The sequence below is a fragment of the Streptomyces sp. NPDC053513 genome, assembly GCF_044544765.1.
Taxonomy (GTDB): Bacteria; Actinomycetota; Actinomycetes; order Streptomycetales; family Streptomycetaceae; genus Streptomyces; species Streptomyces litmocidini.
In genome coordinates, this window is the sequence record NZ_JBITXP010000017.1 from 30,496 (window position 1) to 55,252 (window position 24,757).

At 70.9% G+C, this 24,757-nt stretch carries 25 protein-coding genes; 14 read left to right on the top strand and 11 right to left on the bottom strand.

From position 1 onward, the window contains the following. Positions 1 to 337 precede the first annotated feature (337 nt). A complete protein-coding gene (locus tag ACIGW4_RS25970) occupies positions 338 to 1,252 on the top strand; it encodes a transposase family protein (RefSeq protein ID WP_399583205.1) in 915 nt (304 codons plus the stop codon). Between the two features lie 352 nt (positions 1,253 to 1,604). Here ACIGW4_RS25970 and ACIGW4_RS25975 read toward each other — a convergent pair whose 3' ends face one another. The 3 genes from ACIGW4_RS25975 to ACIGW4_RS25985 all read right to left on the bottom strand — a co-directional run bounded on the left by ACIGW4_RS25975 (position 1,605) and on the right by ACIGW4_RS25985 (position 6,528). Continuing rightward, the gene (locus ACIGW4_RS25975) at positions 1,605 to 3,470 is read right to left on the bottom strand and encodes a hypothetical protein (RefSeq protein WP_399583078.1); all 1,866 of its coding nucleotides are present in this window, start codon (positions 3,468 to 3,470) and stop codon (positions 1,605 to 1,607) included. Positions 3,471 to 4,040: 570 nt separating this feature from the next. Continuing rightward, positions 4,041 to 4,253: a hypothetical protein gene (locus tag ACIGW4_RS25980; RefSeq protein ID WP_399583080.1), complete on the bottom strand. Its 213-nt coding sequence runs from the start codon at positions 4,251 to 4,253 to the stop codon at positions 4,041 to 4,043. Positions 4,254 to 4,464: 211 nt separating this feature from the next. Continuing rightward, positions 4,465 to 6,528 carry a SpoIIE family protein phosphatase gene (locus tag ACIGW4_RS25985; RefSeq protein WP_399583081.1) on the bottom strand — a complete coding sequence of 688 codons (2,064 nt, stop codon included), beginning with the start codon at positions 6,526 to 6,528 and terminating at the stop codon, positions 4,465 to 4,467. 320 nt (positions 6,529 to 6,848) lie between these two features. Between ACIGW4_RS25985 and ACIGW4_RS25990 the strand changes: the two genes are divergently transcribed. From ACIGW4_RS25990 to ACIGW4_RS26005, 4 genes are all read left to right on the top strand, one after another. Then, a complete protein-coding gene (locus ACIGW4_RS25990) occupies positions 6,849 to 9,515 on the top strand; it encodes a SpoIIE family protein phosphatase (RefSeq protein ID WP_399583083.1) in 2,667 nt (888 codons plus the stop codon). Positions 9,516 to 9,637: 122 nt separating this feature from the next. After that, positions 9,638 to 10,780 (top strand): ABC transporter substrate-binding protein, encoded by a 1,143-nt coding sequence (locus ACIGW4_RS25995; protein WP_399583085.1) that lies wholly within the window; start codon positions 9,638 to 9,640, stop codon positions 10,778 to 10,780. Positions 10,781 to 11,266: 486 nt separating this feature from the next. Further along, on the top strand, positions 11,267 to 12,109 hold the full coding sequence (locus tag ACIGW4_RS26000; RefSeq protein ID WP_399583087.1) for a PP2C family protein-serine/threonine phosphatase: 843 nt from the start codon (positions 11,267 to 11,269) through the stop codon (positions 12,107 to 12,109). Between the two features lie 218 nt (positions 12,110 to 12,327). After that, the gene (locus ACIGW4_RS26005; protein WP_123456594.1) at positions 12,328 to 13,347 is read left to right on the top strand and encodes an MASE1 domain-containing protein; all 1,020 of its coding nucleotides are present in this window, start codon (positions 12,328 to 12,330) and stop codon (positions 13,345 to 13,347) included. Between the two features lie 126 nt (positions 13,348 to 13,473). On the opposite strand, the gene ACIGW4_RS26010 is transcribed toward ACIGW4_RS26005, so the two are convergent. The 3 genes from ACIGW4_RS26010 to ACIGW4_RS26020 all read right to left on the bottom strand — a co-directional run bounded on the left by ACIGW4_RS26010 (position 13,474) and on the right by ACIGW4_RS26020 (position 15,972). Then, entirely contained in the window at positions 13,474 to 13,632 is a 159-nt protein-coding gene (locus ACIGW4_RS26010; protein ID WP_185094704.1) for a hypothetical protein, read from the bottom strand. A gap of 18 nt (positions 13,633 to 13,650) precedes the next feature. Continuing rightward, complete coding sequence (locus tag ACIGW4_RS26015) at positions 13,651 to 14,301, bottom strand: fasciclin domain-containing protein (RefSeq protein WP_399583090.1); 651 nt, start codon at positions 14,299 to 14,301, stop codon at positions 13,651 to 13,653. Positions 14,302 to 14,370: 69 nt separating this feature from the next. Beyond that, entirely contained in the window at positions 14,371 to 15,972 is a 1,602-nt protein-coding gene (locus ACIGW4_RS26020) for a molybdopterin-dependent oxidoreductase (RefSeq protein WP_399583091.1), read from the bottom strand. 318 nt (positions 15,973 to 16,290) lie between these two features. On the opposite strand from ACIGW4_RS26020, the gene ACIGW4_RS26025 reads away from it, so the two are divergent. Further along, positions 16,291 to 16,683 (top strand): hypothetical protein, encoded by a 393-nt coding sequence (locus tag ACIGW4_RS26025; protein WP_399583093.1) that lies wholly within the window; start codon positions 16,291 to 16,293, stop codon positions 16,681 to 16,683. A 100-nt stretch (positions 16,684 to 16,783) separates the two neighbouring features. Further along, the gene (locus tag ACIGW4_RS26030) at positions 16,784 to 17,194 is read left to right on the top strand and encodes an ATP-binding protein (protein WP_359588656.1); all 411 of its coding nucleotides are present in this window, start codon (positions 16,784 to 16,786) and stop codon (positions 17,192 to 17,194) included. A gap of 190 nt (positions 17,195 to 17,384) precedes the next feature. Here the strand turns inward: ACIGW4_RS26030 and ACIGW4_RS26035 are convergent, their stop codons facing one another. Beyond that, a complete protein-coding gene (locus ACIGW4_RS26035) occupies positions 17,385 to 17,624 on the bottom strand; it encodes a chaplin (RefSeq protein WP_123456589.1) in 240 nt (79 codons plus the stop codon). A 372-nt stretch (positions 17,625 to 17,996) separates the two neighbouring features. On the opposite strand from ACIGW4_RS26035, the gene sigK reads away from it, so the two are divergent. The 3 genes from sigK (at position 17,997) to ACIGW4_RS26050 (ending at position 20,212) form a co-directional block, all read left to right on the top strand. Then, positions 17,997 to 18,584 carry an ECF RNA polymerase sigma factor SigK gene (sigK, locus tag ACIGW4_RS26040; RefSeq protein WP_398709022.1) on the top strand — a complete coding sequence of 196 codons (588 nt, stop codon included), beginning with the start codon at positions 17,997 to 17,999 and terminating at the stop codon, positions 18,582 to 18,584. After that, positions 18,581 to 19,330 (top strand): anti-sigma factor domain-containing protein, encoded by a 750-nt coding sequence (locus ACIGW4_RS26045; protein ID WP_399583096.1) that lies wholly within the window; start codon positions 18,581 to 18,583, stop codon positions 19,328 to 19,330. The genes sigK and ACIGW4_RS26045 overlap by 4 nt, the downstream gene beginning before the upstream one ends. Before the next feature lie 453 nt (positions 19,331 to 19,783). Continuing rightward, a complete protein-coding gene (locus ACIGW4_RS26050) occupies positions 19,784 to 20,212 on the top strand; it encodes a hypothetical protein (RefSeq protein ID WP_399583098.1) in 429 nt (142 codons plus the stop codon). 81 nt (positions 20,213 to 20,293) lie between these two features. Here ACIGW4_RS26050 and rpsR read toward each other — a convergent pair whose 3' ends face one another. The 4 genes from rpsR to rpmG are packed head-to-tail and all read right to left on the bottom strand — an operon-like array spanning position 20,294 to position 22,165. Beyond that, positions 20,294 to 20,527, bottom strand: a complete 234-nt coding sequence (gene rpsR / locus ACIGW4_RS26055) for a 30S ribosomal protein S18 (protein WP_399583099.1) — start codon at positions 20,525 to 20,527, stop codon at positions 20,294 to 20,296. A gap of 44 nt (positions 20,528 to 20,571) precedes the next feature. Continuing rightward, positions 20,572 to 21,723 carry a CobW family GTP-binding protein gene (locus tag ACIGW4_RS26060; RefSeq protein WP_399583101.1) on the bottom strand — a complete coding sequence of 384 codons (1,152 nt, stop codon included), beginning with the start codon at positions 21,721 to 21,723 and terminating at the stop codon, positions 20,572 to 20,574. Beyond that, complete coding sequence (locus tag ACIGW4_RS26065) at positions 21,723 to 21,968, bottom strand: type B 50S ribosomal protein L31 (protein ID WP_123456583.1); 246 nt, start codon at positions 21,966 to 21,968, stop codon at positions 21,723 to 21,725. The genes ACIGW4_RS26060 and ACIGW4_RS26065 overlap by 1 nt, the downstream gene beginning before the upstream one ends. A 32-nt stretch (positions 21,969 to 22,000) precedes the next feature. Beyond that, positions 22,001 to 22,165, bottom strand: a complete 165-nt coding sequence (rpmG, locus tag ACIGW4_RS26070) for a 50S ribosomal protein L33 (RefSeq protein WP_123456582.1) — start codon at positions 22,163 to 22,165, stop codon at positions 22,001 to 22,003. Positions 22,166 to 22,251: 86 nt separating this feature from the next. On the opposite strand from rpmG, the gene rpmB reads away from it, so the two are divergent. The 4 genes from rpmB to ACIGW4_RS26090 all read left to right on the top strand — a co-directional run bounded on the left by rpmB (position 22,252) and on the right by ACIGW4_RS26090 (position 24,413). Then, entirely contained in the window at positions 22,252 to 22,488 is a 237-nt protein-coding gene (gene rpmB / locus ACIGW4_RS26075; protein WP_399583103.1) for a 50S ribosomal protein L28, read from the top strand. Further along, a complete protein-coding gene (rpsN, locus tag ACIGW4_RS26080) occupies positions 22,488 to 22,793 on the top strand; it encodes a 30S ribosomal protein S14 (RefSeq protein ID WP_123456580.1) in 306 nt (101 codons plus the stop codon). The genes rpmB and rpsN overlap by 1 nt, the downstream gene beginning before the upstream one ends. 281 nt (positions 22,794 to 23,074) lie before the next feature. After that, positions 23,075 to 23,245 (top strand): 50S ribosomal protein L32, encoded by a 171-nt coding sequence (rpmF, locus tag ACIGW4_RS26085; protein WP_398709031.1) that lies wholly within the window; start codon positions 23,075 to 23,077, stop codon positions 23,243 to 23,245. 4 nt (positions 23,246 to 23,249) lie between these two features. Further along, the gene (locus ACIGW4_RS26090; RefSeq protein WP_399583105.1) at positions 23,250 to 24,413 is read left to right on the top strand and encodes a GTP-binding protein; all 1,164 of its coding nucleotides are present in this window, start codon (positions 23,250 to 23,252) and stop codon (positions 24,411 to 24,413) included. Positions 24,414 to 24,757: the final 344 nt, after the last annotated feature.

A 24,757-nucleotide genomic window follows, 5' to 3' on the forward strand; every position in this document is an offset into this window, starting at 1 on the left:
CACGCAGGCAGACAGGCAACTGTGCGGGCCCCAGGTGAACGGCAAAATATAAAACACAGGGCCCGCCACAGATAAATCCGACCTAAACCAATCCCTCCGCGAAGAGTCGCCGCCGGAGATCGGAAGGCGATGCTTCACAGGCGACGCCTGCTCATCCGTCAGAAACTCGACCGCCACCCCGGCCTTCCGAAGATCGACGACATCAACCCGCGAAGGTTCGGGCCCGCGATCAACCCTGGTCAAGGGCCTCCAGCCGCAGGCCCGGCCTTACGAGCCGGTGCGTGATAGCGGGTGAGGTGTCTGTACTGGTGGGTGGCATGATCCAGCTGTGGTGATCATGGCCAGTCGGGCGGTTCTCGCGCATCAGTTGTTCACCGGCATCTTCCGGCACCACCTGGCTTGCTTGGTTGAGGAGTTGGCCGGCCCGTGGCAGGCCGCTGTGGAGGGACGCCGTCACGAGGCACGCGGCGGGGCCAGAAAACGTGAGGCAGGGGTCGGTGCCAGGCATCGGCTGGTGTTCACCGACCGGCTGGTCGCCACGCTGATCCATCTGCGGCACGATCTCCCGCACTCGGTGCTTGCTCTGCTGTTCGGTGTCGATCGTTCCACTGTCACCCGGGCCATCGGGGAGATACGGGTGCTTTTGGCCGAGCGGGGGTGCACTGTTCCCGACCGTCCTGGCCTGCGGTTGCAGTCCCTGGCCGATGTGTTCGCCTATGCCCAGGCTGAGGGCGTCGAGCTGCGGCTGGACGCCACCGAGATCCAGGTCCGCCGTCCTCTGGCCGGCCGCGGCGGACGCCGCGCGTTCGTCTCGGGGAAGAAGAAGCAGAACACGATGAAGGCCACCGTCATCGCCGACCACCAGGGCCGCACGCTCTGGAGCGATGCCCTGCGACCAGGACGGATGCATGACGCGACCGCCACGCGCAACGAAGGCATCGGTGTCTGTTTCCGGCACTTTCCTGATGTGGAGGTTCTCCTGGACGACGGATATCCGGGCCTCCGCCGCGACCACCCCGGGCGGGCGATCACACCGCCCAGAAAGCCGAACAAGATCGCTTTGTCGCACGTGCACTCAGCCAGAGAGGAAGCCCGGCACCGGCACTCGTCGAAGCGCATCACCGTCGAGCACGCGCTTGCCGACCACAAACGCTGGAAGCAGTCGGCCCGCTGGACCCACCGCCGCGACCGCCTGCCCGACACCTACCGGGCCATCGCCGGCCTTGTCGCCGACCGCACTACCGCCGCGTGATCACGACCCCGATCAGGCGAACACGACTCCGTCACTATCACGCACCAGCTCGTAAGGTCCCCAGAACCTCGGTCCGCACAGATCACCAACCGTGTAGCAGGTTGGCCGAATCAAGGCAAGGCACCCGGCATCGTCTCCACACCCCAGGCGCTCCGCACGCCTCGCCCGCCGCTGCCCGCGGCATTCACCACCACGCGAGCCGCTCCAACCGCCGTAACCCTCGATCGGCCCCGAAGGAATCTCGAGGCCGTATCGGACGATTCCGATACGGCCTCTGGTCTGCGACTCTTTCGATTCGCGACGACAGGAATCGAACCTGCGTCCCTTCACCAGCACCTGAGGCTGCGGCCTGCTACCAGAGCACCCGCGCGCGGCGCTCACTGTTGAACCCAAGACCATGTCGATAGATCTCCGGCACCCAGTAGCGCCCGTCGGCCCCTTTACTGAAGACCCCGGATTCAATCAGCAGGTCCGCATCCGCCACGGTCAACTCGACCTGCTCGAGCTCGAACGGAACCAGGACAGAGTGGCCGAGTCCCTGCATGTGCACCAGTAGCCGGCCGATCTCCTTGTTCTCCTCCCCCACTGAAATAATCTTGTTCCTGCTGCACTCCAGCAAGGCCTTGCGCATGGCAGTGGGGACGAGCACACGGTCGTCCACCGTATCGTTGTACTGCTCAGAGTTCTTGGCTGCTGTTGCGAGGAACATCACCACATCTCGCGCCTGCACCTGGCCGTTGAAGTCACCCAGGGCCGCAGGGACCCATAGGTGGGAGCGCGCCTCACGGGACTTCGCGCTTCCCATCTTCCAACCCCACACCTGAATGAGACTGTCGATCAACTCGTCCGCCGAGAGATCGGTGATCCCGGAAAGCGAAATGGGTTCGGGCAGTGCATCGGCGTGCGCAGTCACCCACAGGGCGAGACGCAGGGCCTCTTCCTTGCTCCAATGCAGGGCGTAGTGATCGTACCGACCCAGGAGCTGGCCGCTGTTCTGCCGAACCGCGCCGGTGACGAGGTCACGCCGGACGAAGACCACAAGACCGAAGGGGCGGCCGCGCAGGGAGCGGAGCCATCCAAGGACGTCGATCAGCAGAACTCGCAGTGCAGTGCGCTTCGTGTCACTGTCCAGGTTCTGCATGAGGTCCTCGAGGCCATCGATCACGAAGACCGCCTTGGCCCGCCGGCCAAGCTCGATCAATGCCTCTTCTGAAGTCCGCTGCTCCGAGACCTCCAGTCCGCAGGCCATGGCCAGGCATTCCAGCCACAGGCTCCGCCACCCAAGCTCATCCTGACCACCTAGCCTGCCCAGACCGGCCTTGAGCCGGTCCGAGATGCTGGAGCTGGTGACATTCCGTTGCGGCATGTGACCGCTCGCCGACGCGAAAGCATCACGCAGGTCTTGCGGCTCGAGATCCCCGTACTCCAGGTTCGCTGACTCCAGAACAGGAACGATGGGCGCTTCGACGGTGACGCCCCTGATCCCGGACTGCTCTGCGAACTTCTGCCACGTCCGCGCGGCACAGGCCTTCGCGTACATGAAGGTCTTACCCGCCCCCTTCGCGCCCACGACGAGAGCCTGCGGCAGCTCGGTCCGGTGGTCAGCGAGCAGACGCCGGAGCGGTTCCGTCACGAGGAAGCCGCCGGCCGAGGACAGGCCGCTCTGCTCCGCATAGACGAGGTTGCCTGCGGTCCGAGCCCGGGAGATGTTCACCTGGTTGCCCCGGCCGACCCCCTCGTTCTCCCTCTCGTCCAGGAACCGCTCCACCACCATCGGCGTGACCGAGTTCAGCTTCCGCGCTCCCAGACGCGGGACGATGTGCACGTTGATCGAGCTGTCGACATGCTCGCCGGTGGAGTAGTCCGTCATCCGGCGCTGCCTCGGCCGCCACTGCTTCGCGTACTCCTCGACCGTCAGCTGACCCAGTTCACGGCGGGCCGCCGCCACCGACGGCGCCGTGGTCTTCTTCTCCACGTACAGCTGGGTGAGCCGTTCGACCGCGTCGTCCTGCGTGGCGTATCCGGACTCCTCGCGCTGCCTGCCGAGGGCGTCGCGGAAACGGATCGAGTACGGGTGAGGGCGCGGGTGGGCTTGGCGCAGCCGCAGTCCTTGAAGAAGGAACCCATGACGCGGGCGAGCTGTCGGGCCATGTCGCGAACCATCCGTTCCAGCCCAAGTATCATGCTCAGGCGCCTGCTGCGGGTCGGTGGTCAGCACGCGGGGACAGCATGCGGACGCATGCTGACCGTTTGCTGACCTGAGGGGGGCACATGATGCCCCTGACCTGCGGCGACGCCACATGGTCAGATCTTATCTTGGACCTGAACATGGCACGACGCACGGAATGACTCCCGATCTGTCTGCTCCCTGCCCGCTTTTTGCAGGCCAAGGGTGGCCTTCGGAGCGTACGACCATTCGCTTGTCCGGTCAGCAGTCCCCAGGGGTCGCAGAGCTCACGCCGACCGATGGCTGACTTTTCCGACGCACCATCAGGCCAGGTCGGACCATCCTGAACATCCGGTGGTGAGTGGTTCCCGTCCGGTTCGACGAACGCCGTGACACATGCTCCGGGCTTCACCGAGGAAGACCTGCGCCGGCTCGCCGAGGCGCGTTCCTTCGAGCGGGGCTCGGCCATCCGTCCACGGTGTCCCGGCTGGAGATCGGGGACGTGGTGATCAACGCGGTCGCGGACGGAAGCGACGCCTACGAGGTCGAGCTGACCGAGGACGAGGACGGCGGGCTCGCCGGCTGGTGCGACTGCCCGTACGGGCGGGAGGGCGATTTCCGCTACGGGCAGCAGGCGGCGGAGGCGGTCACCATCCTGCGGGCGCTGACGGCGAGCGGCCGGGCCGCCGACGCGGTGGAGGTGGCCCGTGAGGCCCTGCGGGCCTCGGAGCGGACGTACGGGGAGATCGACGACTCGGACGGACCGATCGGGGACGTCGCGAACGGCCACGCACACCTCTTGGTCGCCAGGGAGCCGGAGGTGGCGGGACGCACGATCGAGGTCCTGGAGTGGGCCGAACGCGGCCTGCGGGAGGCCGAGTCCGCCTGGGGACCGGACGAGGGACCGGCCGTCTTCGTCTGGGGACGGTACGCGCGGGCCGGCCACCCGGCCGACGTGGTCACCGTCCGCCGCGACCTGCCGCGGGCCCGCCTGCCGCAGGCCGCGCACCAGCGGCTGCCGAGACACACCGGGCTCGACGCCTCCTCAACGGGCGCGGCGGACGCGGGCGAGGACCAGAACCGCGTCGTCGGCCGGCGGGGCGGGCAGCAGGCTCGCGAGGATGCGGTCCGCGGTTGCTTCCAACGGGCCCGGGTCCCCGCCCAGTTCGGCGCGCAACGCCTTCAGACCGACCTCGAGGTCCGCGCCTCGTGTCTCGATGAGGCCGTCGGTGTACAGGGCGAGACTCGCGTTCCCGGGGAGTTCGATCTCGATCGTCCGGAAAGGGCAGCCGCCGACGCCGAGAGGGATTCCCAGGACGTCGTCGATGGTCTCCACTGTGCCGTCCGGCCGGAGCACCAGGGGCGGGGGGTGGCCGGCGCTGGCGATGCGGGCTCTTCCGCTCTTCGGGTCGTAGACGATGTACAGGCACGTCGCCAGCTCGATGCCTGCCTCCTGGGCGCATGCGTCGAGCTCGGTGAGGAGGTCGTCGGGCTCGCTGTCGTGCCTGGCCAGAGCCTTGGTGGTGATACGAAGGCGGCCCATGGCCGCGGCGGCCGACACACCGTGCCCCATCACGTCGCCCACCACCAGACCGACTCGGCCGTCGGACAGGCTGATCACGTCGTACCAGTCTCCGCCGACCTCGGTGATCCGACTGCCGGGTACGTACCGGTGGGCCACGTCCACGTACGGGCTGGTCGCCAACGCGCTGGGCAGCAAAGCCCGTTGCAGGGTGAGGGCGATGTCCTGGACACGGCTGTACAGACGGGCGTTGTCCAGGCAGATCGCAGCCCGTGAGGCGAGCTCACCGGCCAGGCTGACGTCGTCCCGGGTGAAGGCCGGTCGGCCCGTGGACCGGCCGAACATGGCGATTCCCTGGACCGTGCCCCTGGCGATGAGCGGGGCGACGAGGACGCAGGCCAGTCCGCTCTCCGCGAAGAGCCGTGAGCGTGACTCGATGAGGACGGTCCGGGCCAGGAGTTCCTCGTTCACCACGGCGGAGATGGCGCGACCGGTCCTCAGCATGTCGTGGATGACGGAGCCGGGCGGGTACCGCACCGTCTCCACCCCGCTCACGAGTTCGGTGGCCGGAGGGGGCAGGATCGTCCCGGAGGCGATCCTGCGGGTGAACAGCGGTCGCGCCGGGTCGAAGTCCTCCACCTCGTCCATCCACTCCACGACTTCGACCACGGCGCCGTCGCAGAAGTCCGGCATCGAGGCGTCGACCAGTTCCTGGGCGGTGACGTTCACGTCCAGGGTGGTCCCGATGCGAGTGGAGGCCCCGTCCAGCAGGGCCAGCCGTCGACGGCTGGCGGTGGCTTCCAGGATGGCCCGTTCCCGGTCGGTCACGTCCAGCATCAGCCCGCCCACTCCGGGGCGCGAGCCGACCGCCTGGCTCAGGGGGAAGAAACTCACCGACCGCACCTGATCACGGTCCGGATGCCCCCGCGGACGCATGCCCACCAGGGTCCCCACGACCGGTGCTCCGCCCAGGGCGACGCCGCGGAGCATGCGCCGGTACTCGCCGCCGTCGGACATGATCATGATTTCGTCCATGCGCCGCCCGAGGTGGGCCTCGATCGGCAGACCGTCCATGTCGGCGAGCGCCTGGTTGAGGTGGACGTACCGGAGGTCCTGGTCGAGCATGACCAGACCGATGGGGCAGGTCTCGAAGAGGGCGTCGAGGAAGGCGAGGTTGGTCTTGACCCGATCGAGCTCGTCACTGCGGCTCGCCAGGACCATCACCACCGAAGGTCCGCCGGATCCGGTCACGGAGAAGGCCCGGAAGCCGCAGTCGAAGACGGTGCGGTCACGATGCCGGGCCGGCAGCCGCCCCCTCCAGTAACCCTGGGTCCGGCCTCGCTCGGTCAGCAGGGAGCACGGGTCGGGGGCGCCCGGGGGCCCGTCGGCGAAGAGAACGGCGCCGGGCTTCGACAGGACGGCGGTGGCGTCATGTCCGAAGAGGTCCCGCGCGCCGGGCCCCCAGTAACAGACGAGGCCCTCGTCGTCGAGGCCGAAGACGGCCACGGGCACGTGCTCGAGCAGCGTCCCCGGCTCGGACCAGAACGGGCCGTGGGTCTCCTCGCCCCCCGGCCTGGCCGATGGCACGAGATGTCCCCTTCCACTCGCCGTTCCATCCATTATCCGGACACCACGGGCATTCCGCGCCACGCCCTCGCTCTGCGGAGGGGACCCGGCTCGCCGGCTCGGCGACCGTCGCTCCCCGCTGCCGACGGCCCCCAGAGGTTAGAAGATGAGGTATGAGCGACCTGCTTGGACGAGTCCGACGTCGGCTGCTCGGCTCGACCACGAGCTCCTCCCCTCCCTCTCGGCGTCCCCGCTCGGGAAGCCACCAGGAGCGTCAGGAGCACGCCCGGCCCCCCAGGGGGAAGGCACGGCGGCCGCAGCGTCTGTCCTCCCTTCTGAGCGTGCGCAGCGTGGCCGGCGAGGTGTTCCTCCTGCAGCTGGCCGTCGTGGTGCTGCTCGTCGCCGCCGCGGTGGTGGCGCTCGTGGTGCAGGCCCGGAGCGCCGGCATGGTGGACGCCCGGCACCGTACGCTCGCCGCCGCCGGAACGTTCGCGGAATCTCCGGGAATCGTCGCGGCCCTCCGCAGCCCCCATCCGAGCGCGGTGCTGCAGCCGAGCGCCGAGGCGGCCCGGGAGGTCGCCGGGGTCGACGGCATCAACGTGTACACGCTCTCCGGGGTCACCCTCGCCCACAGCGACCCGCGGCAGATCGGGAAGCACGTCGTCGGCCCCTTCTCCAAGGCGGCGGCCGGCCAGTCCTTCACCGACACCTTCGAAGGGTCCCTGGGACAGTCCGTGGTGTCGGTGGTCCCCGTCAAGGACTCCGACGGCCGCGTCCTCGCCATCGTCTCCTCCCCGGTCACGGTCCAGAACGTGCAGAGCATGGTGAACCGGCAGCTGCCGGTCGTCCTCGGCAGCGCGGCCGCTGTGCTCGCCCTGTCCGCGGGCGGAACCGCTCTGGTGAGCCGTCGGCTGCTGCGCCGGACCCATGGCCTGGGACCGGCCGAGATGACGAGGATGTACGAGCACCACGACGCGGTGCTGCACGCGGTGCGGGAGGGCGTGCTGATCATCGGCGGCGGTGGACGGCTGCTGCTGGCCAATGACGAGGCGCGGCGGCTGCTGCGTCTGCCCGTGGACGCGGAAGGCCTCCCCGTCACGGACCTGGGTCTGGAGGAGGGAATCGCCGAGCCGATCGCATCGGGCCGTTCCGCGACCGACGAGCTGCACATGGCTACCGATCGGCTGCTGTCGGTGAACGTCCGGCCCACCGCCCCCTACGGGCAGGCCGGGACCGTCGTCACGCTGCGGGACACCACCGAGCTGCGGGCACTCTCCGGCAGGGCCGAGGCGGCCCGCGAGCGGCTGAAGCTGCTCTACGACGCGGGGGTGCGGGTGGGAACGACGCTGAACGTCGAGCGCACCGCGGAGGAACTGGCGGAGGTGGCGGTCCCGCGGTTCGCCGACGTGGTCACGGTCGACCTGCTGGACCCGGTGCTGCGCGGCGAGGAGCCGACCGAAGCGAGCACCGAGATGCGCCGCACCGCCGCCGTCGGCCTTCAGGGCGACCACCCGCTCTACCCCGTCGGCGAGCTGATCCGGTTCGTTCCCACCAGCCCCATGGCGGCCGGCCTGGCCGACGGCCGCGCGGTCCTGGAGGCGGACCTGCGCACCACCCACCGCTGGCGGGCCCAGGACCCGGCCAACGCCCTGCGGATCCTGGACCGCGGCATCCACTCCTTGATCGCCGTGCCCCTGCGGGCCCGGGGCGTGGTGCTGGGGATGGCCGGCTACTGGCGGGGGCAGGACTCCCCGCCGTTCGACGAGGAGGACGTGTCCTTCGCCGAGGAGCTGACCGCCCGGGCGGCACTGGCCGTCGACAACGCCCGCCGCTACACCCGCGAGCACACCATGGCCGTCACCCTGCAGCGCAGCCTGCTGCCCCGGGGCGTACCGGAGCAGTCCGCCGTCGAGGTCGCGCACCGCTATCTGGCTGCTCAGGCCGGTGTGGGTGGTGACTGGTTCGATGTCATCCCGCTGCCCGGCACCCGGGTGGCCCTGGTGGTCGGCGACGTCGTCGGCCACGGTCTCCACGCAGCCGCCACCATGGGCCGCCTGCGCACCGCCGTGTACAACTTCTCCACCCTCGACCTGCCTCCGGACGAACTCCTGAGCCACCTGGACGAGCTGGTCGCCCACATCGACACCGACGAGCAGGAGTGGCAGGGGATCACCGGAGCCACCTGCCTGTACGCCGTCTACGATCCCGTCTCGGGGCAGGTGACGGCCGCCACCGCCGGGCATCCGGGCCCCGCCCTGGTCCGCCCCGACGGAACCGTGTCCTTGCCCGAGGTGCCGGTCTCCCCGCCGCTGGGCCTGGGCGAGGGCCTGCCCATGGAGACCATGACGGTCACCCTGCCCGAAGGCTCCCGGCTGGCACTCTTCACCGACGGGCTGATCGAGAGCCGCGACCGCGATCCGGACGCGGGCCTGACAGCGCTGCGCGCCGCCCTGGCCGGGCCCGCCCGCACCCCGGAGGAAACCTGCACCGCGGTGATCGACGCGATGCTGCCCAGCAGGCCCAGCGACGACGTCGCGCTGCTGGTGGCCCGCACCCGCCGACTGGACCCCTCGCGGATCGCCGAGTGGGACGTGCGGCCCGACCCTGCGGCGGTGTCCCCGGTGCGCAACGCCTGCGCCCGCCGACTGGCGGACTGGGGCCTGGAGGAGATCGCCTTCACCACGGAACTCATCCTCAGCGAGTTGATGACCAACGCCATCCGCTACGGCACCGAGCCCATCCGGGTGAGGCTGCTGTACGACCGCAGCCTGATCTGCGAGGTCTCCGACGGGTCCAGCACCTCCCCGCACCTGCGCCGGGCCGAGGCCACCGACGAGGGCGGTCGCGGCCTGTTCCTCGTCGCGCAGTTCGCCGAGCGCTGGGGCACCCGCTACACCGCCCGCGGCAAGATCATCTGGAGCGAGCAGTCCCTCCTCGACGGGGCCGCGCCGCCCGCGATGGATCTCGGGGAGGCGCTCCTGGCCGGGTGGGACGACGAGGGGTCCTGAGAACGCGCCGGTACGGCGGCCGCAGGGAAGACAGCGGACACCATCGTCTGGGACTGCGCCGCCGAGGCCGCCGAACGTACGCTGGCCTCGATCAGTACGCGACCGCCCGTTACGGAGCCTTTGTGCCCACACCTCGTCTCCCGACAGCCTTCGTCGCCGCCTGCCTGGTCCTCGCGGCGCCCCTCGGCGCCTGCGGAGACAAGCCCGGCACCACGCCCAGAGCACCCGCGGTGGCCACCTCCGCCGCGGACGCCGGCGGCATGGCAGCACTGACCACGGCGGCGAAGAAAGAGGGCTCGCTCCACACGATCGCGCTCCCGAGCGACTGGGCCGACTACGGCGCGGTGATCGACGGCTTCGAGAAGAAGTACGGGATCAAGGTCATGGTGGAGAACCCGGAGGGCACCAGCCAGGACGAGATCGACGCCCTGAAGGAGCACAGGGGCGGAGGCCGCGCCCCCGATGTGATCGACATGGGGGACTCGTTCGCGCAGTCCGCGGCACGGCAGGGCCTGCTCGCTCCGTACAAGGTCGCCGCGTACGACGAGATCCCCGAGGAACAGAAGGACGGCAGGGCCCGCTGGTACAACAACTACGGCGGTTACATCTCGATCGGCTGTGACGCCAAGCGCGTCAAGACCTGCCCCGCGACCTTCGCCGACCTGCGCAAGCCCGAGTACAAGGGCAAGGTCGCGCTCAACGGCAGCCCCACCAAGTCCGGCTCCGCCTTCGCCGCGGTCTACGCGGCGGCCCTGGCGAACGGGGGCTCCTTCGACGACATCCAGCCCGGCATCGACTTCTTCGCCGAGCTCAGCAAGAACGGCAACTTCATCCCGGTCGAATCCACCCCGGCCACGATCGCGAAGGGCCAGACCCCGATCAGCATCGACTGGGACTTCCTCAACCTCGGATACGCCGACGAGTTCCGCGAGAACGGCACGGACGTCGACTGGCAGACCGCCATCCCCTTCGACGGCAGCTTCGCCCAGTACTACGCGAACGGGGTGAACAAAGACGCTCCGCACCCCGCGGCGGCACGTCTGTGGCAGGAGTACGTCTTCAGCCCGGAGGGCCAGAACCTCCGGCTCGGCGCCTATGCGCGCCCCGTCCTCATGGACGCCATGGAGAAGGACGGCACCCTCGACAAGACCGCCGCGGGGAAACTGCCGACGGTCGAGGGCACGCCGACGTTTCCGACGGAGGCGCAGACGGAGAAGGCAAGAGAGGCCGTCAACCGCGGCTGGGCCGAGGCCGTCTCGAACTGAGGGCCGAGAGCGCTCCTGGCCGGGCATGCACCCGCCCGTCCGGGCCTCACACCGGCGGTCACGGAACTCGCGGCCGCCGTCCGGCCCGACTACAGGCCGTGCTCACCGTTCGACGATCAGATCGAGGAGCTCGGCCAGACGGTCCCCGACCGCCTCACGGTGGTGGAGGGCGTCCGATGTCGACTCGGCGCTCGGGCGGGCGCGGCGAGGTGATCCGCCGGGCGGGTCGCGCGGCGTCGGCCCGCTCGGTCCGGACGGAGGTCGGGGACGGGGCGATGCCTTCGATCCGGCCGAACGATTGTTCGTTTCCGGTGGTGTGGGGTGGCCCGCCGGGATCCGCCGCGTTCTCCGCCGATGAGATGCGGACGCCGTCCCCTCCGGGCAGAGTGGGGAAGGACCTGTTCGTACCGAGGTGGTCCCCTGTGGTCCCGCGTGCTGGAGACGGGGCGGACTGATGCGAGGATTGTCGTGACGTCGGAGTGAGCGATGTTCCGCAGACGGCCGGCCGACAACAGCGAGGACCTTCTGGTCCGGCTCGGGTCGCTGACCGCCAGGGCGCGGGAACTGGCCGAGACGCAGCGTTCCCGTGTCGAGCTCGCCGTGGCCCTGCAGCGCGGCATGCTGCCCTCGGACCTGCCCAGCTTTCCGGGCGCCCGGCTGGCCGTCCGCTACGAGCCCGCCAACCACGGGCTCAACGTCGGCGGTGACTGGTACGACGCCTTCTCCCTGCCCGGCGGGCGGATCGGCATGTCCATCGGTGACGTGCAGGGGCACAACATCGAGGCCGCCGCCTTCATGGGCCAGGTCCGCGTGGCACTGCGCGCGCTGGCCTCCGTCACCGGAGACCCGGGAGAGCTGCTCGGTCGCACCAACGACCTGTTGAGCTCCCTGGGCGCCGACCTCTTCGCCACCTGCACCTTCCTGCGGCTCGACCCCGCTGCCGGCACCCTGGAATGCGCCCGGGCCGGTCACATCCCCCACATCTGGGCCACCACCGACGGCCGCTCCGGCATCGACGACAGCGAGGGCGGGCCTCCGCTCGGTGTGCTCCGCGGCGTCGACTACCCGACCACGCGCCACCGGCTCACCGCCGACGGTGTCTTCGTCCTCCTGACCGACGGGGTGGTGGAGGGGCCCTCGCTCCACATCGACGAGGGTCTGGACCGGGTGACGCGGCTCGCCGGGATCACCGCCGTCGCCGGGCTGGACGTCGACGCGCTCGCCTCCGCCGTCATGAAGCTGGCGGCCACGGTGGGGCACGAGGACGACGCGGCCGTCCTGGTCGTCGGCCATGACGGCGGTCCGGCCCGGTCGGCGGCCGAGGAGTGAAGGGAGGGGCTCGCCTCGGGCTGGGCCGGCCCTCGGCCCAGGCCGGCCCTCGGTCCGGATCGGCTCTCGGACCGGGTCGACTCTCGGCCCGGATCGGCCCTCGGCCCGGATCGACTCTCGGCCCGGGTCGGCTCTCGGACCGGCCCGGGCCCGTGCCGTGCGGCGGCGCCCGACACGCAGGGGTCCTTGCCCGGTCGTGGCGGCCCGGCCGGTGTCTGATGGCTGACGTGTTGGATATTCGGCAGTTCCGGCCCCTTACCGAGACGGCCCTGATGTCGCTGGCCGTGGCGGTTTGCTACTACGCGGCCGGACGACTCGGCCTGATGGGCCGCCTCGTCGTCGAAGGCGTGGTGGTCACCCCCATCTGGCCGCCCACCGGCGTCGCCGTCGCCGCACTCCTGCTGCTCGGCGCGCGGGTCTGGCCGGGGATCGCCCTCGGTTCCTTCCTCGTCATCGCCTCCCTCACCGCTCCGGGGCCCACCACGGTGGTCACCGTGGCGAGCAACACCGTCGCGCCGCTCTGCGCCTTCCTGCTGCTGAGACGGGCCGGCTTCCGGCGCGACATGGCGCGGCTGCGGGACGGACTCTCCCTGGTCTTCCTCGGCGGGTTCGGCGCCATGCTGATCAGCGCGACCGCGGGGGTCGGACTGCAGGTGGCGAAGGGTTCCCTGGACAAGAGCGAGTTCTGGCCCGCCTGGCTGGCCTGGTGGGTGGGCGACACGATGGGGGTGCTGCTCGTCGCCCCGCTCCTGCTCGTCCTCGCGGGGCCGGCCGGACGGTTCCGGGTACGGCGCTGGAAGGAGGCGGCCTTTCTGGGGCTGACGACCCTGGTCCTCGTGCCCGTGGCCGTGCTCAGCCCGATGAGCATCCTCTTCCTCGTCTTCCCCCTGCTGATCTGGGCAGCGCTCCGCTTCCAGCTCGCCGGAAGCATGCTGTGCGCGCTCTTCGCCTCCGTGCTCACCACCTTCGAGGCGACCTCCGGGCGGGGCGCGTTCCTCCACCTGACGGACGTCGAGATCATGGTCAAGCTCCAGGCGTTCAACGGTTCCGCCGCCCTGACCGCCCTGCTTCTCGCCTCCGTCATCACCGAGCAGCGCGCGACCCGCCGGTCGGTGCGCCGCGCCTGCCAGGAACTGGCGGAGGTCCTGGAGCACCTCGCGGCGGGCGATCCCTCGCCGGGTCCACCCGGCACCCTCGAGAGCCGGGCAGCCCCACCCGGCGGGCACCGGGATCCGTGACCCCCGCGCCGGAGTCGGCGCGGGGATCAGGAGCCGTACAACGACCGCAAGGCACGGGAACGGTCCGGCGCTGACAAGCCGGTGCGTGATCGTGTCGGAGAGACACGGTCCTGAGCTGGTGGTTTTTCAGGTGGTGTCGCGGTCGGAGACGAGGCCGGCGATGGCCCGGTACGGGAATCCGGGGATGACGGGCGCCGCCGGAGGATCGCCCACGGGGAGCGCGGTCGTGCTGGTGGCCCCGCCCCTTTCCTGTTCGGAAGGGGCGGGACCACCGGTCGTTCCCACGACGGAAGGATCAGGCGTCTACTTCGGCATCAGGACGGTGTCGATGATGTACACGTGGGCGTTGGCGGTCCTGACGTTGCCGCAGACCACGTTCGCGGTGTCGTTGACCTTGTAGGACTCGCCCGAGCCGGCGGTGGTGATCATGCCCTTCTGGAGGGTCTCGAAGCTGCCGTTCTCCAGCTGCTTCGGGGTGAGCTTCTGGCCGACGACGTGGTACGTGAGGATCTTGGTGAGCATGTCCTTGTCGGCGAGGACCTTGTCGAGGTCGGCCTTCGGAATCTTCGCGAACGCGTCGTTCGTGGGCGCGAAGACCGTGATGTCCTTGGCGTTGTTGAGCGTGTCCACGAGCCCGGCCTTCTTGACCGCGGTGACCAGGGTCGACAGGGCCGGGTTGTTGGAGGCCGCGGTGGCCACGGGGTCCTCGGCCATGCCGTCGAAGGAACCGGCGCCCTCCTTGGGCACGCCGGCACAGGCCGGGCCGAAGGGCTGGTCGCCGGTCGTCGCGTCGTTCGACGGGGTGTTCGTGTCCGTCTTCGCCTCGTCCCCGGCGGCCGCGGTGGGGGCGGCCTTGGTGTCGCTGCCGGAGTCGGAGCACGCGGCCAGAGAGAGGGGCAGCAGGGCTGCCGCGGCGACGGCGATCGCGGTGCGGCGGAACTTCATGCTGTTCATCGTCTTCTACTCCTTGAAGAGCTGTCAGGAAGGTCGGATACGGCGTGGGTTTGTACTGCCAGGGCCGGTCTACGGGCCGGCCCTGGGGATCTGGGGGACGGTCACGAAGACGCTGTGCCGGCCGCTCGCCCCGTCGGGGACGGTGCGGGTGCGCTGTTCGGTCTGCACCGATCCGGTGCCGTCGGTGGCGCGTACGGTGAGCGTGTGACCGCCGGGGGTGGCGTTCCAGCGGTAGGACCACTGGCGCCAGGTGTCGGGGCTGTCCTGGGTGGCGAGGTCGGCTTCCTGCCAGGGGCCGTCGTCGATGCGGATCTCGACGCGGGTGATGCCGCGGTGCTGGGCCCATGCGACGCCCGCGACGACGACGGCACCGGCGGCGGGGCGCGTGAAGGGCTTGGGGGTGTCGATGCGCGCCTGGGTCTTGACCGGCGCCCGGCGGGCCCACCTGCGCTTCACCCAGTACGGGTCGTAGGCGTCGAAGGTGGTGAGCTCGATCGACTCGATCCACTTGCAGGCGGAGACGTATCCGTACAGGCCGGGGACGAGCATGCGGACGGGGAAGCCGTGCTCGAAGGGCAGCGGTTCGCCGTTCATGCCGACGGCGAGCATGGCGTCGCGCCCGTCCATGACGTCGTCGACGGGTGAGCCGAGCGTCATGCCGTCCACCGAACGGGCCACCAGCTGATCCGCCGTGCCGCCGTGGGACGGGGGCCTGACGCCGGCCTCCCGGAGAAGGTCGCGGAGGGGGACGCCGAGCCAGCGGGCATTGCCGACGTAGGGGCCGCCGACCTCGTTCGAGACACAGGTGAGAGTGATGTCGCGCTCGATGAGCGGACGGGCCAGGAGCTGGTCGAGGGTGTACGTGCGGGGGCGGGCGACGCCCCTTCCGTGGATCCGCAACCGCCAGGTCCGGGCGTCGACCTCAGGGACGGTCAAGGCGGTGTCGACGCGGTAGAAGTCGCGGTTGGGGGTGGTGAAGGAGCTGATGCCGGGCACCTTCAACCGGGCTCCGGCGGGGAGGGCAGGGGCTGGTGACGAGGGTTCGGGAAGGACCAGGTTCTCGCGGGAGACGACAGCACCCTGCCCTTGCCGGCCGGAGAGGAAGCGCCCGAGCAGGCCCACCGATGCCGCCGTGGCGGCGGTCACGCCTGCCGCGGTGAGGAATCCGCGTCTGCTCCACACCCCGCCTTCGCCGGCAGCGGGGGCCGCCGAGGGGGGTGCTTGGGAGGCCAGGACGTAGAGAGCGAGGGCGCCGGCAACGGCTCCGGCGATCGAGGGGAATGCGTCACCGACGCCGGTGGAGTCGGGACGGCCGAGGGCCGCGGCGGCGCCGACGATCCCGAACAACAGCACACCGGCGGCGGCGATGCGCCGATGACGCAGGCCGAGCACGCCCAGGCCGATGGCGAGGAACGCAAGGACGGCGAGGATGCCGAACCGCAGGACGGCCTTGTCGTTCTCGCCGAACGTACGGATCGCGAAGTCCTTCACCGCGGCCGGGGTCCGGTCGATCAACGCGCCGCCCACCACGGTCACCGGTCCCGCGGCCGGCCGCAGGAGCCCCGCGACCAGCTCGGCCACGGCGAGCGCGGTGAACGCGGCCAGAAGACCGGCCGACGTGCCCACTGCGGCGCGGGAAGGAGTCCTGCGGAAGCTGCTCACACCCGGCATTCGGCAGCCCCCCGCCCAGCGGATTGGTCCGACCCCCGAAAGAGTGAACCCGCCGGGTGCGGTGACCGAGGGTGAGCGCGAGGGCGGGGGCGGGGGGCGGGGCGGGGAAAAACGTACGAGGAGGGTGTCGATCAGGCGGTCCTCAAGCAGTTCGGTACGGCAGCGAAGCGGGGGTGGAGAGCCCCCGGATCGGCCGCACAACCTTTTCGCGGCGCGCGCAATCCGTCAGGCATTTCGCCCCGAATTACCCATAGGAGGCCCCCGAAGGCGAGGGGCCCGCGGAACGCATCGATCGACGGGTTGAAGGAGGTGAGTGCGATGAGCGCATCCCTGCGCGCGCGGCGGCTGGCCGCCGGGGCGGCCTCGGCCGGACTTCTGGCCGGTGCGTCCGTGCTGGGCGTCTCCGCCACGGCGAACGCCGCGCCGGCGCCGTCCGCGGTGACCTCGGTGGTCACCGGCGACCATGACCACCGGCACGACCGCCATGAGCAGTGCACCTGGGTCAAGGGCCAGTGGGCCAAGAAGTGGGCCAAGGGTCACTGGGAATGGAGGTGGCACCAGGGTTCCTGGCACCAGGGCCACCGGGACCACCACGGGAAGTGGCACGACGGATGGTGGGGCAAGGGCCACTGGAAGCAGCACTGGGTGCCCGGCCACTACGTCAGCCATTGGGTTCCCGCCCACTGGGACTGCCACGACAAGTGGCATTGACCGGCAGACCGCAGTGGGGTTCCGGGACGACCGGGGCCCCGCTCCGTTCCCCTCCGCCCGGCCTCTGCCCCCGGAGGGCCGCTCACTGTGAGGAATGGTCATGGACACCGCCATCGCGTCCTGCGGATGTCCGGCAACGCTGCACATCCGGCTCCCGTCGGCCGCGCGGGCGGCGCGACAGGCCCGGCAGACCGCGGCACTGCTCCTGGCCCGGGAGACGGCAGTCTGTCCCCCTGCCGTGGCAGAGGATCTCGTGCTCATCGTGTCGGAGCTGGTCACCAACGCCGTCCTGCATGCCGACGGGCCCTACGCGCTCACTGTCGGTCTGGAGCCGGGACGGGTGGGCGTCGCCGTCAGCGACGGCTCGACAGACCTGTCCGGGCGTCATGGCCGCGGGCAGCGGATCGATCAGGGCGGCCGCGGTCTGAAGATCGTCCGGGCCCTGGGGGCGGACCTCTTCGTCAGCCCCTCGGACCTCGGCAAGCAGGTCATCGCGGTCCTCACCTGGTAGCCCCGCCGGAGTCCCGGAAGGTTGCTGCGGGTGGCTGTGCCGACGGCCACCCGCAGCCGACCTGCCCGGCATACGGCTCTTTCGCGCAACGCGTCTCCGAGACCGCCTTGCGCCTCCGCGCCGGGTCAGGTCACCGGTCCGCGCCACCCCGTCTTGTCGGCGGCGGACCGGGGCTTCCCTCGGTGGGGCGTCAGGCGTTGACGCAGGTGTTGCCGAAGGACGGGTTCAGCAGGCCGATGACGCTGACGGTGTTGCCACAGGCGTTGACCGGGACGTGGAGGGGCACCTGGACGAGGTTGCCCGAGCCCACCCCGGGGGAGTACGCGGCCACACCCTGCGCACCGGCATCGGCCGAAGCCGCCGCGGCGCCACCCACCACGACGGCACCAGCCGCCATCGCAACCGCAAGACCGCGTCGTACACGAACCATCTCGACTACCTCCTAGGTACCTGAGGCCGGGCGGCGGATCCGCGCGGCCCACAGGGAACCGCAGTACACCCGGCGGTTCCCCCACCCGTGCCTTCGCCGCCACCCGCCCGCCGGCTGGGCCGACAGCTCACACTTCCCTCGAACGGGTCAACCACCGGGGCGCGGGTGACGAAGCGGCCTCCCATCCGCGCGCCCGTCCGCTACGAAGAACCGGTGACACGCCCACCTCCTGTGGTGGCCGGCCCGACCCGTGGGGTGGCCCGTCCACCGCTTGAGCGACTAGTCGAGGACTGACATGCGATGGACACCCCGTCCCCTGACGGCCGCGCCCGGCCGCCGCTTCGCCGGTTCGCCACGGCCGGAGCGGCGCCGGTGAACCAACCGCTCCCTTTCGGCGCCGGACCCGCCACGGGCCGTGCCGACCTGACCGAGGTCATGCAGAAGGTCGCGCACGGCGACAAACAGGCTTTCTCCGTCCTCTACGACGCTCTCGCACCCGTGGTGTTCGGGATCGTGATCAAAGTCGTGCGCGATCGGGCGCAGTCCGAAGAGGTCGCCCAGGAGGTCATGATCGATTTGTGGCGCCAGGCCGCCCGCTACCGGCCGGACGCCGGCGCGGTGACCTCGTGGGCCGCGACCATCGCCCATCGGCGGGCCGTGGACCGGGTCCGCTCCGCCCAGGCCGCCTCCGACCGCGAGCAGGCCCAGGCCGCCCGTGAGCACACCACCGCGTTCGACGAGGTCGCCGAGCAGGTCGAGACCCGGCTGGAGTCCGAGCAGGTCCGCCGCTGCATGCGCGGCCTGACCGAACTGCAGCGACAGGCGGTGACCCTGGCCTACTACCAGGGGCTGACCTACCGTGAAGTCGCCGAAGCCCTGCGCACACCTCTTCCCACCATCAAGACACGCATGCGCGACGGGCTCATCCGGCTCCGCGACTGCATGGGGGTGACCACATGAAACACGACGCGACCGACGCCCACACCCTTGCCGCCGCCTACGCCCTGGGCGCATTGGACTCCGGCGAACGCGGCGTCTTCGAAGACCACCTGCGGACGTGCGAGGCCTGCCGGCAGGAAGTGGCGGAGTTCGAGGCGACCGCGGCGCGCCTGGCAGCGGCGGTCTCCCAGGCACCGCCCGCGGCAGCCAAGGCCCGGGTCATGACCGCCATCGAGAGTGTGCGCCAGCTTCCGCCGCGCATCCCCGCCCCTGTCTCCGCACCCGCCTTCGGTGGCGTGCTGCGCCGCAGGGCCGTGCCGCTGGCTCTGGCCGCCGGCGTGGCCGCGGCCGTACTCGGCGGCGCCACCGTGTGGCAGACGCAGCACTCGCAGGACCTCGAGCGGCAAGCCCGCCAGGCCCAGCAGCAACTCGACGCGGTCAGCACCGTACTGGCCGCGCCCGACGCCCGTACCGTCCACGGCAAGGCCGCCAACGGAGCGTTGACCACCGTCGTCGCCTCCGCGCGGCAGAACGAGGCCTTCTTCACCGCCACCAACCTGCCCGCACCCGGGACGGGCAAGACCTACCAGCTCTGGCTCGACCACGACGGCACGATGCGCCCGGCCGGACTGATCGAGCACGACGGCACCGTCGTGCTCGCCGGCGATCCGGCCGACGCGGGCGCCGTCGGCCTCACCCTCGAACCCGCCGGAGGCTCCCCCCAGCCCACCACCACCCCTCTGCTCCTGATGCCCCTTCCCGCCTGACCGTTTCGCCCGGCGACCCACCCGGCGCCCCGGCGTCCCATGCCGTAGGGGAAGTCGGTCCGCTGGACGCGGCCGACTTCTCCGGGGCCCGGGCCTGAGCCCCCTCCGCAGAGCGGATCGGCGCCGGACGCATGCCCCACTCGCAGAACTCGCACGAACTCGTACAAGTTCGTACGGACCCGTACGGAATCGCACGGACTCGTGAGAAGGGAGGATTTCGCACGTGCCGGTGGTGGTGCCCGCGCAGGTGAACGGAGCGGCACGGTGAAGTTCCGGCCTCCCGGGCGGCGTCCGGCCGCCGGACACCGCCCGGCCGCCGGACACCGCCCGGGAGGCCCCGGTCACGGTCCCCGCGTCGGGCAGAACGACTCCCCTTCGCCGCCGACCGCTCCCTACTTTCAGGTAACTTACGGGTATCCGCACGTGGCGCCACCATCGGCGAGGAGACGAGACATGCCTGGTTCGACTACGTCCGCCCGACTGCTCAGCGGTCTGCTGATCGGTGCCGGCGTGGCCCACTTCGTCGCTCCACGGCAGTTCGACGCGATGGTGCCCCGGAGCCTGCCCGGTTCGCCCCGGACCTGGACGCACCTGAGCGGGCTCGCGGAGATCGCCGTCGGCGCCGCGGTCGCTCACCCGCGCACGCGCGGCGCGGGCGCGCTGGCCGCAGCGGGGTTGTTCACCGCCGTGTTCCCGGCGAACGTGAAGATGGCCTACGACTGGCGCCACCGGCCCGCCCCGCTCAGGGCGGCGGCGCTGGCGAGGCTTCCCCTCCAAGTGCCGTTGGTGCTCTGGGCGGCACGACTCCACGCGGACGGTTCCTCCGCAGGTCCGCGTAGAGCTTCCCTCACCCGGCGCCACTCCGCGCCTTCGGTGAAGTAGCCGCCCGGACCACGCGGCAGGCAGCCGCCCCTCGTGGTGCCGTGTTCGGCCTCCGCCACGAGGAGGCCGAGCGGACGATCGTCAGCGAGCGGCGTACGGCAGCAGGGCCATCTCCCGGGCGTTCTTGACGGCGGTGGCGAGGGCCCGCTGCTGGGCGGTCACGCGGGTGACGCGGCGGCTGCGGATCTTGCCGCGGTCGGAGATGAACTTCCGCAGCAGGTCGGTGTCCTTGTAGTCGATGTACGTGATCCCGGCGGCGTCGAGCGGGTTGGGGCGGGACTTCACGGGCTTGCGGAGGTCGGGGCGTCGGGCCATGTCGCGGCTCCTTCGGTTGAGCGTGTCAGTGGGGTCGTACGAGGTCAGGCGGCGTCGAGGAGGGAGCCGAAGGCGGCGGGCAGGCTCTTCCACGCCTCACGTCCCGCCCGGTACTCGGCGTCCGTCAGCAGGCAGGAGTCGAGGAGTCGTTCGAGCCCGTCCCGGTCGAGGCCGGGCGAGGTGAAGACGAGGTGCTGGCAGCGGTCGCCGTGCTCGGGGTGCCAGTCGAGTGCGGCGGCCGCGCGGCGCATCGGCGGGACCATCTCCCAGGCGGCGTCGGGCAGGGACGCCAGCCAGGGGCCGGCGCTCTCCACGCACAGCGCTCCGCCGGCGGCGTCCCAGGCGAGGAGCGTGTCGGGACGGTCGGCCAGCCAGAAGCGGCCGCGGCTGCGGGCCGCCGCGCAGCACAGGTCTTCGAGGGCCTCGTACAGCCGTTCCGGGTGGAAGGGCCGGTGGCGGTGCCAGACGAAGGTGGTGACGCCGGCCTCGTCGGCGTCCTGGGGCAGCAGCGCGCACGCGGGGTGCTGGGCGGCCGCGGCGGCCTCGACGTCGAAGCCGGCGAACGCGATCTGGGCGAGTTCGCCGGAAGCCGCCGCCACCCGGCGTGCGGTGGGGTGCAGCTGGGCGAGCAGGGCGTGGTCCTCTTCGTCGGCCTGGTCGTTGTCGACGACGGCGAGGACGGGGGCGTACTCCAGCTGCCGGGCCCAGGTGTCGCCGACCGTCCGCTGGTCGGTGGGGGCGGCGGCCAGGCCCGCTTCGGCGAGGTCGTCGCCGTTGCCGAGGTACGGCAGGACGAGGGAGGGGTCCACGGCGGTGATCACGTTCGTCACGGTCAGGCGGTCTCCGGCGTGGGCGGCGATGACCTCGGCCATGGCCTTCGGCTCGACGGAGTCCCACAGCTCGACGACGGCGAGGCGGGTCAGACCGCTGTCCGCCAGACGCTGCAGTTCCGGGACGAGGTCCTCGCGCAGCGCGCAGCACGCGCAGTCGTCGACCAGTGGCGTCTCGCCGGAGGAGACGGTGCCGGAGGCGTCGCGGATCAACCGCAGGACGCCGCCGTCGGACGCCCCCGCCAGGTCGTGGTGCAGGGCCACACTGCCGGGGACGGCCCTCAGGAGACGGTCGACGACCTCCTTCCGCGCATCGGCGTGCAGCCCGGCGACGATCACGACGGGAAGCCGGTGAGCGTGGTCCATCAGCGGGCCCCGTAGCGGCGCTGGAACTTCTCGACGCGGCCGGCGGTGTCGAGGACGCGGGCGGTGCCCGTGTAGAAGGGGTGGCTCGCGGAGGAGATCTCGACGTCGACGACCGGGTAGGTGTTGCCGTCCTCCCAGTCGATCGTCTTGTCGCCGGTCATCGTCGACCGGGTGAGGAAGGCGGTGCCGGAGGCGGTGTCGCGGAAGACGACGGGCTCGTAGGCGGGGTGGATTCCGGGCTTCATGGCAGGACCTTTCGAGGTGGTCGTGGTGGGGGTCAGCGCTCTTCGCGGAAGTCGACGTGTCGGCCGGCGACGGGGTCGTACTTGCGCAGCACGAGGCGGTCGGGGTCGTTGCGGCGGTTCTTGCGCGTGACGTAGGTGAATCCGGTGCCAGCCGTGGAGCGGAGCTTGATGACCGGGCGGATCTCGTTGCGTGCCATGCCGCACAGTATATGGGAACGATTTTCATTTCCGATACCGCTACAGTGGGCATCCCATCCAGCCAGCAGGAAAGGCGGCATCACCCATGTCAGCTCACTGCCAACTGACCGGCGCCAAGCCGGGCTTCGGCAACACGATCTCCCACTCCCACCGGCGCACCTCACGCCGTTTCGGCCCGAACGTCCAGCGCAAGCGCTACTGGCTGCCCAGCGAGGGACGGCACGTCCGGCTCACCCTGAGCGCCAGGGCGATCAAGACGGTGGACGCGATCGGCGTCGAAGCCGCCGTGGCGCGCATCCGCGCACGAGGGGGGAAGGTCTGATGGCGAAGCGCAGCAAGATCGCGAAGAACGAGAAGCGCAAGGAGATCGTCGAGCGGTACGCCGCCCGGCGGGCCGAGCTCAAGGAGATCATCCGGCGCCCGTCCTCCACGGCGGCCGAACGGGACGCCGCTTTCGCGGAGTTGCGCCGACAGCCGCGCGACGCCAGCGCCACGCGCGTGCGCAACCGCGACAGCACGGACGGCCGCCCCCGCGGCTACCTGCGCAAGTTCGGCCTCTCCCGCGTACAGGCACGCCGGCAGGCACACGCCGGCTTCCTTCCGGGAGTGACCAAGTCCTCCTGGTAGAGGCGGACATGACGTCGTTCCCAGCTCCGGCGGCCGGTGGCGAACCGTAGCCCTCCATGGGAAATGGACGCCATGGGCGTTCAGGGGCACCCACGTCCGCGTGTGGACCCGCTGGGCCCCGAGGGGGCCCGGGGCCGCACGCGGACACCCGAGAGGCCGCGGTGTCACACGGAACCGACTCGGCACTCCCCCGCAGGACCTCACTCCACCCCTTCATTGTTGATAATGGGATCCATTTTCATATAGCCTCGGGGTGTCACCCCCGAGACCGAGGAGTTCCCATGGCCGTCCCCAAACGGAAGATGTCCCGCAGCAACACCCGTCACCGCCGCGCCCAGTGGAAGGCGACCACGCCCCAGCTGGTGCCGGTCACCGTGGACGGCGTCGTTCACCGGGTCCCGCAGCGGCTGGTGAAGGCGTACGAGCGCGGCCTCATCCGGCCCGAGGGCTGAGCGCGTGCCCCCGTACGACGACCGGCTCCCCGTCACGGTCCTCTCCGGGTTCCTCGGGGCCGGGAAGACCACCCTCCTCAACCACGTCCTCGGCAACCGCGAAGGGCTGCGGGTCGCGGTCATCGTCAACGACATGAGCGAGGTCAACATCGACGCCACGCTCGTGCGCGGCGGTGAGGCGGCCTTGTCCCGCACCGAGGAGCGTCTGGTCGAGATGACCAACGGGTGCATCTGCTGCACCTTGCGCGACGACCTCCTGGAGGAGGTCGACCGGCTCGCCCGGGAGGGCCGCTTCGACCACCTGCTCATCGAGTCGAGCGGCATCTCCGAGCCGATGCCCGTGGCCGCGACGTTCTCCTTCCCCCGCGACGACGGGGCGACCCTCGGCGACCTCGCCCGGCTCGACACCATGGTGACCGTCGTGGACGCCGCCGGCTTCCTGCCCGAGCTGGGCGGCGGCGACGAACTCGTCGCGCGCGGGCTCGACCAGTACGAGGACGACGAGCGCACCGTGAGCGACCTCCTCATGGACCAGGTCGAGTTCGCGGACGTCATCGTCCTCAACAAGCTCGACCTCGTCGAGCCCGACGAGGCGCGTCGGCTGCGCGCCACGCTGTCCCGGCTCAACCCGGAGGCGCGGATCGTCCCCGCCGTCCGCGGACGCGTGCCCCTCGAACACGTCCTGGGCACCGGCCTGTTCGACGTCGAGAAGGCGCAGCAGGCCCCCGGCTGGGTGAAGGAGCTCAACGGCGACCACGTGCCGGAGACCGAGGAGTACGGCATCTCCTCGCTCGTCTTCCGCTCCGACCTGCCCTTCCACCCCGGGCGCCTGTGGACCTTCGTCACCAAGGGCCTCGACAGCGGTGCCTTCGGGCGGGTCCTGCGCTCCAAGGGCTTCTTCCGGCTCGCCACCCGGCCCCGGGTGACCGGACTGTGGTCCCAGGCCGGCGCCGTCGCCCGGTTCGAACCGTCCGGCGCACGCGGCCCGGACACCACGCAGGGCCAGGAGCTCGTCTTCATCGGCACCGGACTGCGCGTCGACGCCCTGCACGCGGCGCTGGAAGCCTGCCTGCTGGTGCCGGGCGAGACCGTCCCCGCCGACGACGACTTCCCCGCCTGGGAGACGTACGGCATCGAAGACGCCTGCGCGCACGAGCAGGCGGCCTGAAACACCTGCCCGACATACTCCGGGCCGGACGGTGGTCGCAGCCACGGCACCGTCCGGCCCGGCTCTTTTCGTCAGGTCCTTCGGGGCGCCGCCCTGCGGGACGAGCGCGCCGCGGAGATCACGGGCGCGCTCCCCTACTACCGGAAGCTGCTCGCCGGTCTCGCCGAGCAGCGATCGCCCCGGGTGGAGAAGTACCGGCTCGACCTGTTCCCACTGCCGTCACGTCCAAGCACCGTGGGGGGGGGGGGGGGGCGCCCCGGCGGCCGGCCCCCCCCCCCCGCCCCGCCCCCCCCCCCCCCCCCCCCCCCCCCCCCCCCCCCCCCGCCCCCGCCGCCCCGGCCCCC

Excerpts from the sequence above, each read along its gene's own strand:
- ACIGW4_RS26025 (WP_399583093.1), top strand. The coding sequence starts at position 16,291 with ATGAGCGCATCCCTGCGCGCGCGGCGGCTGGCCGCCGGGGCGGCCTCG.
- ACIGW4_RS26000 (WP_399583087.1), top strand. The coding sequence starts at position 11,267 with ATGTTCCGCAGACGGCCGGCCGACAACAGCGAGGACCTTCTGGTCCGG.
- ACIGW4_RS26050 (WP_399583098.1), top strand. The coding sequence starts at position 19,784 with ATGCCTGGTTCGACTACGTCCGCCCGACTGCTCAGCGGTCTGCTGATC.
- ACIGW4_RS26065 (WP_123456583.1), bottom strand. The coding sequence starts at position 21,968 with ATGAAGCCCGGAATCCACCCCGCCTACGAGCCCGTCGTCTTCCGCGAC.
- rpsN (WP_123456580.1), top strand. The coding sequence starts at position 22,488 with ATGGCGAAGCGCAGCAAGATCGCGAAGAACGAGAAGCGCAAGGAGATC.
- ACIGW4_RS26035 (WP_123456589.1), bottom strand. The coding sequence starts at position 17,624 with ATGGTTCGTGTACGACGCGGTCTTGCGGTTGCGATGGCGGCTGGTGCC.
- rpmF (WP_398709031.1), top strand. The coding sequence starts at position 23,075 with ATGGCCGTCCCCAAACGGAAGATGTCCCGCAGCAACACCCGTCACCGC.
- ACIGW4_RS25970 (WP_399583205.1), top strand. The coding sequence starts at position 338 with ATGGCCAGTCGGGCGGTTCTCGCGCATCAGTTGTTCACCGGCATCTTC.
- ACIGW4_RS26045 (WP_399583096.1), top strand. The coding sequence starts at position 18,581 with ATGAAACACGACGCGACCGACGCCCACACCCTTGCCGCCGCCTACGCC.
- rpsR (WP_399583099.1), bottom strand. The coding sequence starts at position 20,527 with ATGGCCCGACGCCCCGACCTCCGCAAGCCCGTGAAGTCCCGCCCCAAC.
- ACIGW4_RS26015 (WP_399583090.1), bottom strand. The coding sequence starts at position 14,301 with ATGAACAGCATGAAGTTCCGCCGCACCGCGATCGCCGTCGCCGCGGCA.
- ACIGW4_RS26005 (WP_123456594.1), top strand. The coding sequence starts at position 12,328 with ATGGCTGACGTGTTGGATATTCGGCAGTTCCGGCCCCTTACCGAGACG.
- ACIGW4_RS26030 (WP_359588656.1), top strand. The coding sequence starts at position 16,784 with ATGGACACCGCCATCGCGTCCTGCGGATGTCCGGCAACGCTGCACATC.
- ACIGW4_RS26020 (WP_399583091.1), bottom strand. The coding sequence starts at position 15,972 with ATGCCGGGTGTGAGCAGCTTCCGCAGGACTCCTTCCCGCGCCGCAGTG.
- rpmB (WP_399583103.1), top strand. The coding sequence starts at position 22,252 with ATGTCAGCTCACTGCCAACTGACCGGCGCCAAGCCGGGCTTCGGCAAC.
- ACIGW4_RS26060 (WP_399583101.1), bottom strand. The coding sequence starts at position 21,723 with ATGGACCACGCTCACCGGCTTCCCGTCGTGATCGTCGCCGGGCTGCAC.
- rpmG (WP_123456582.1), bottom strand. The coding sequence starts at position 22,165 with ATGGCACGCAACGAGATCCGCCCGGTCATCAAGCTCCGCTCCACGGCT.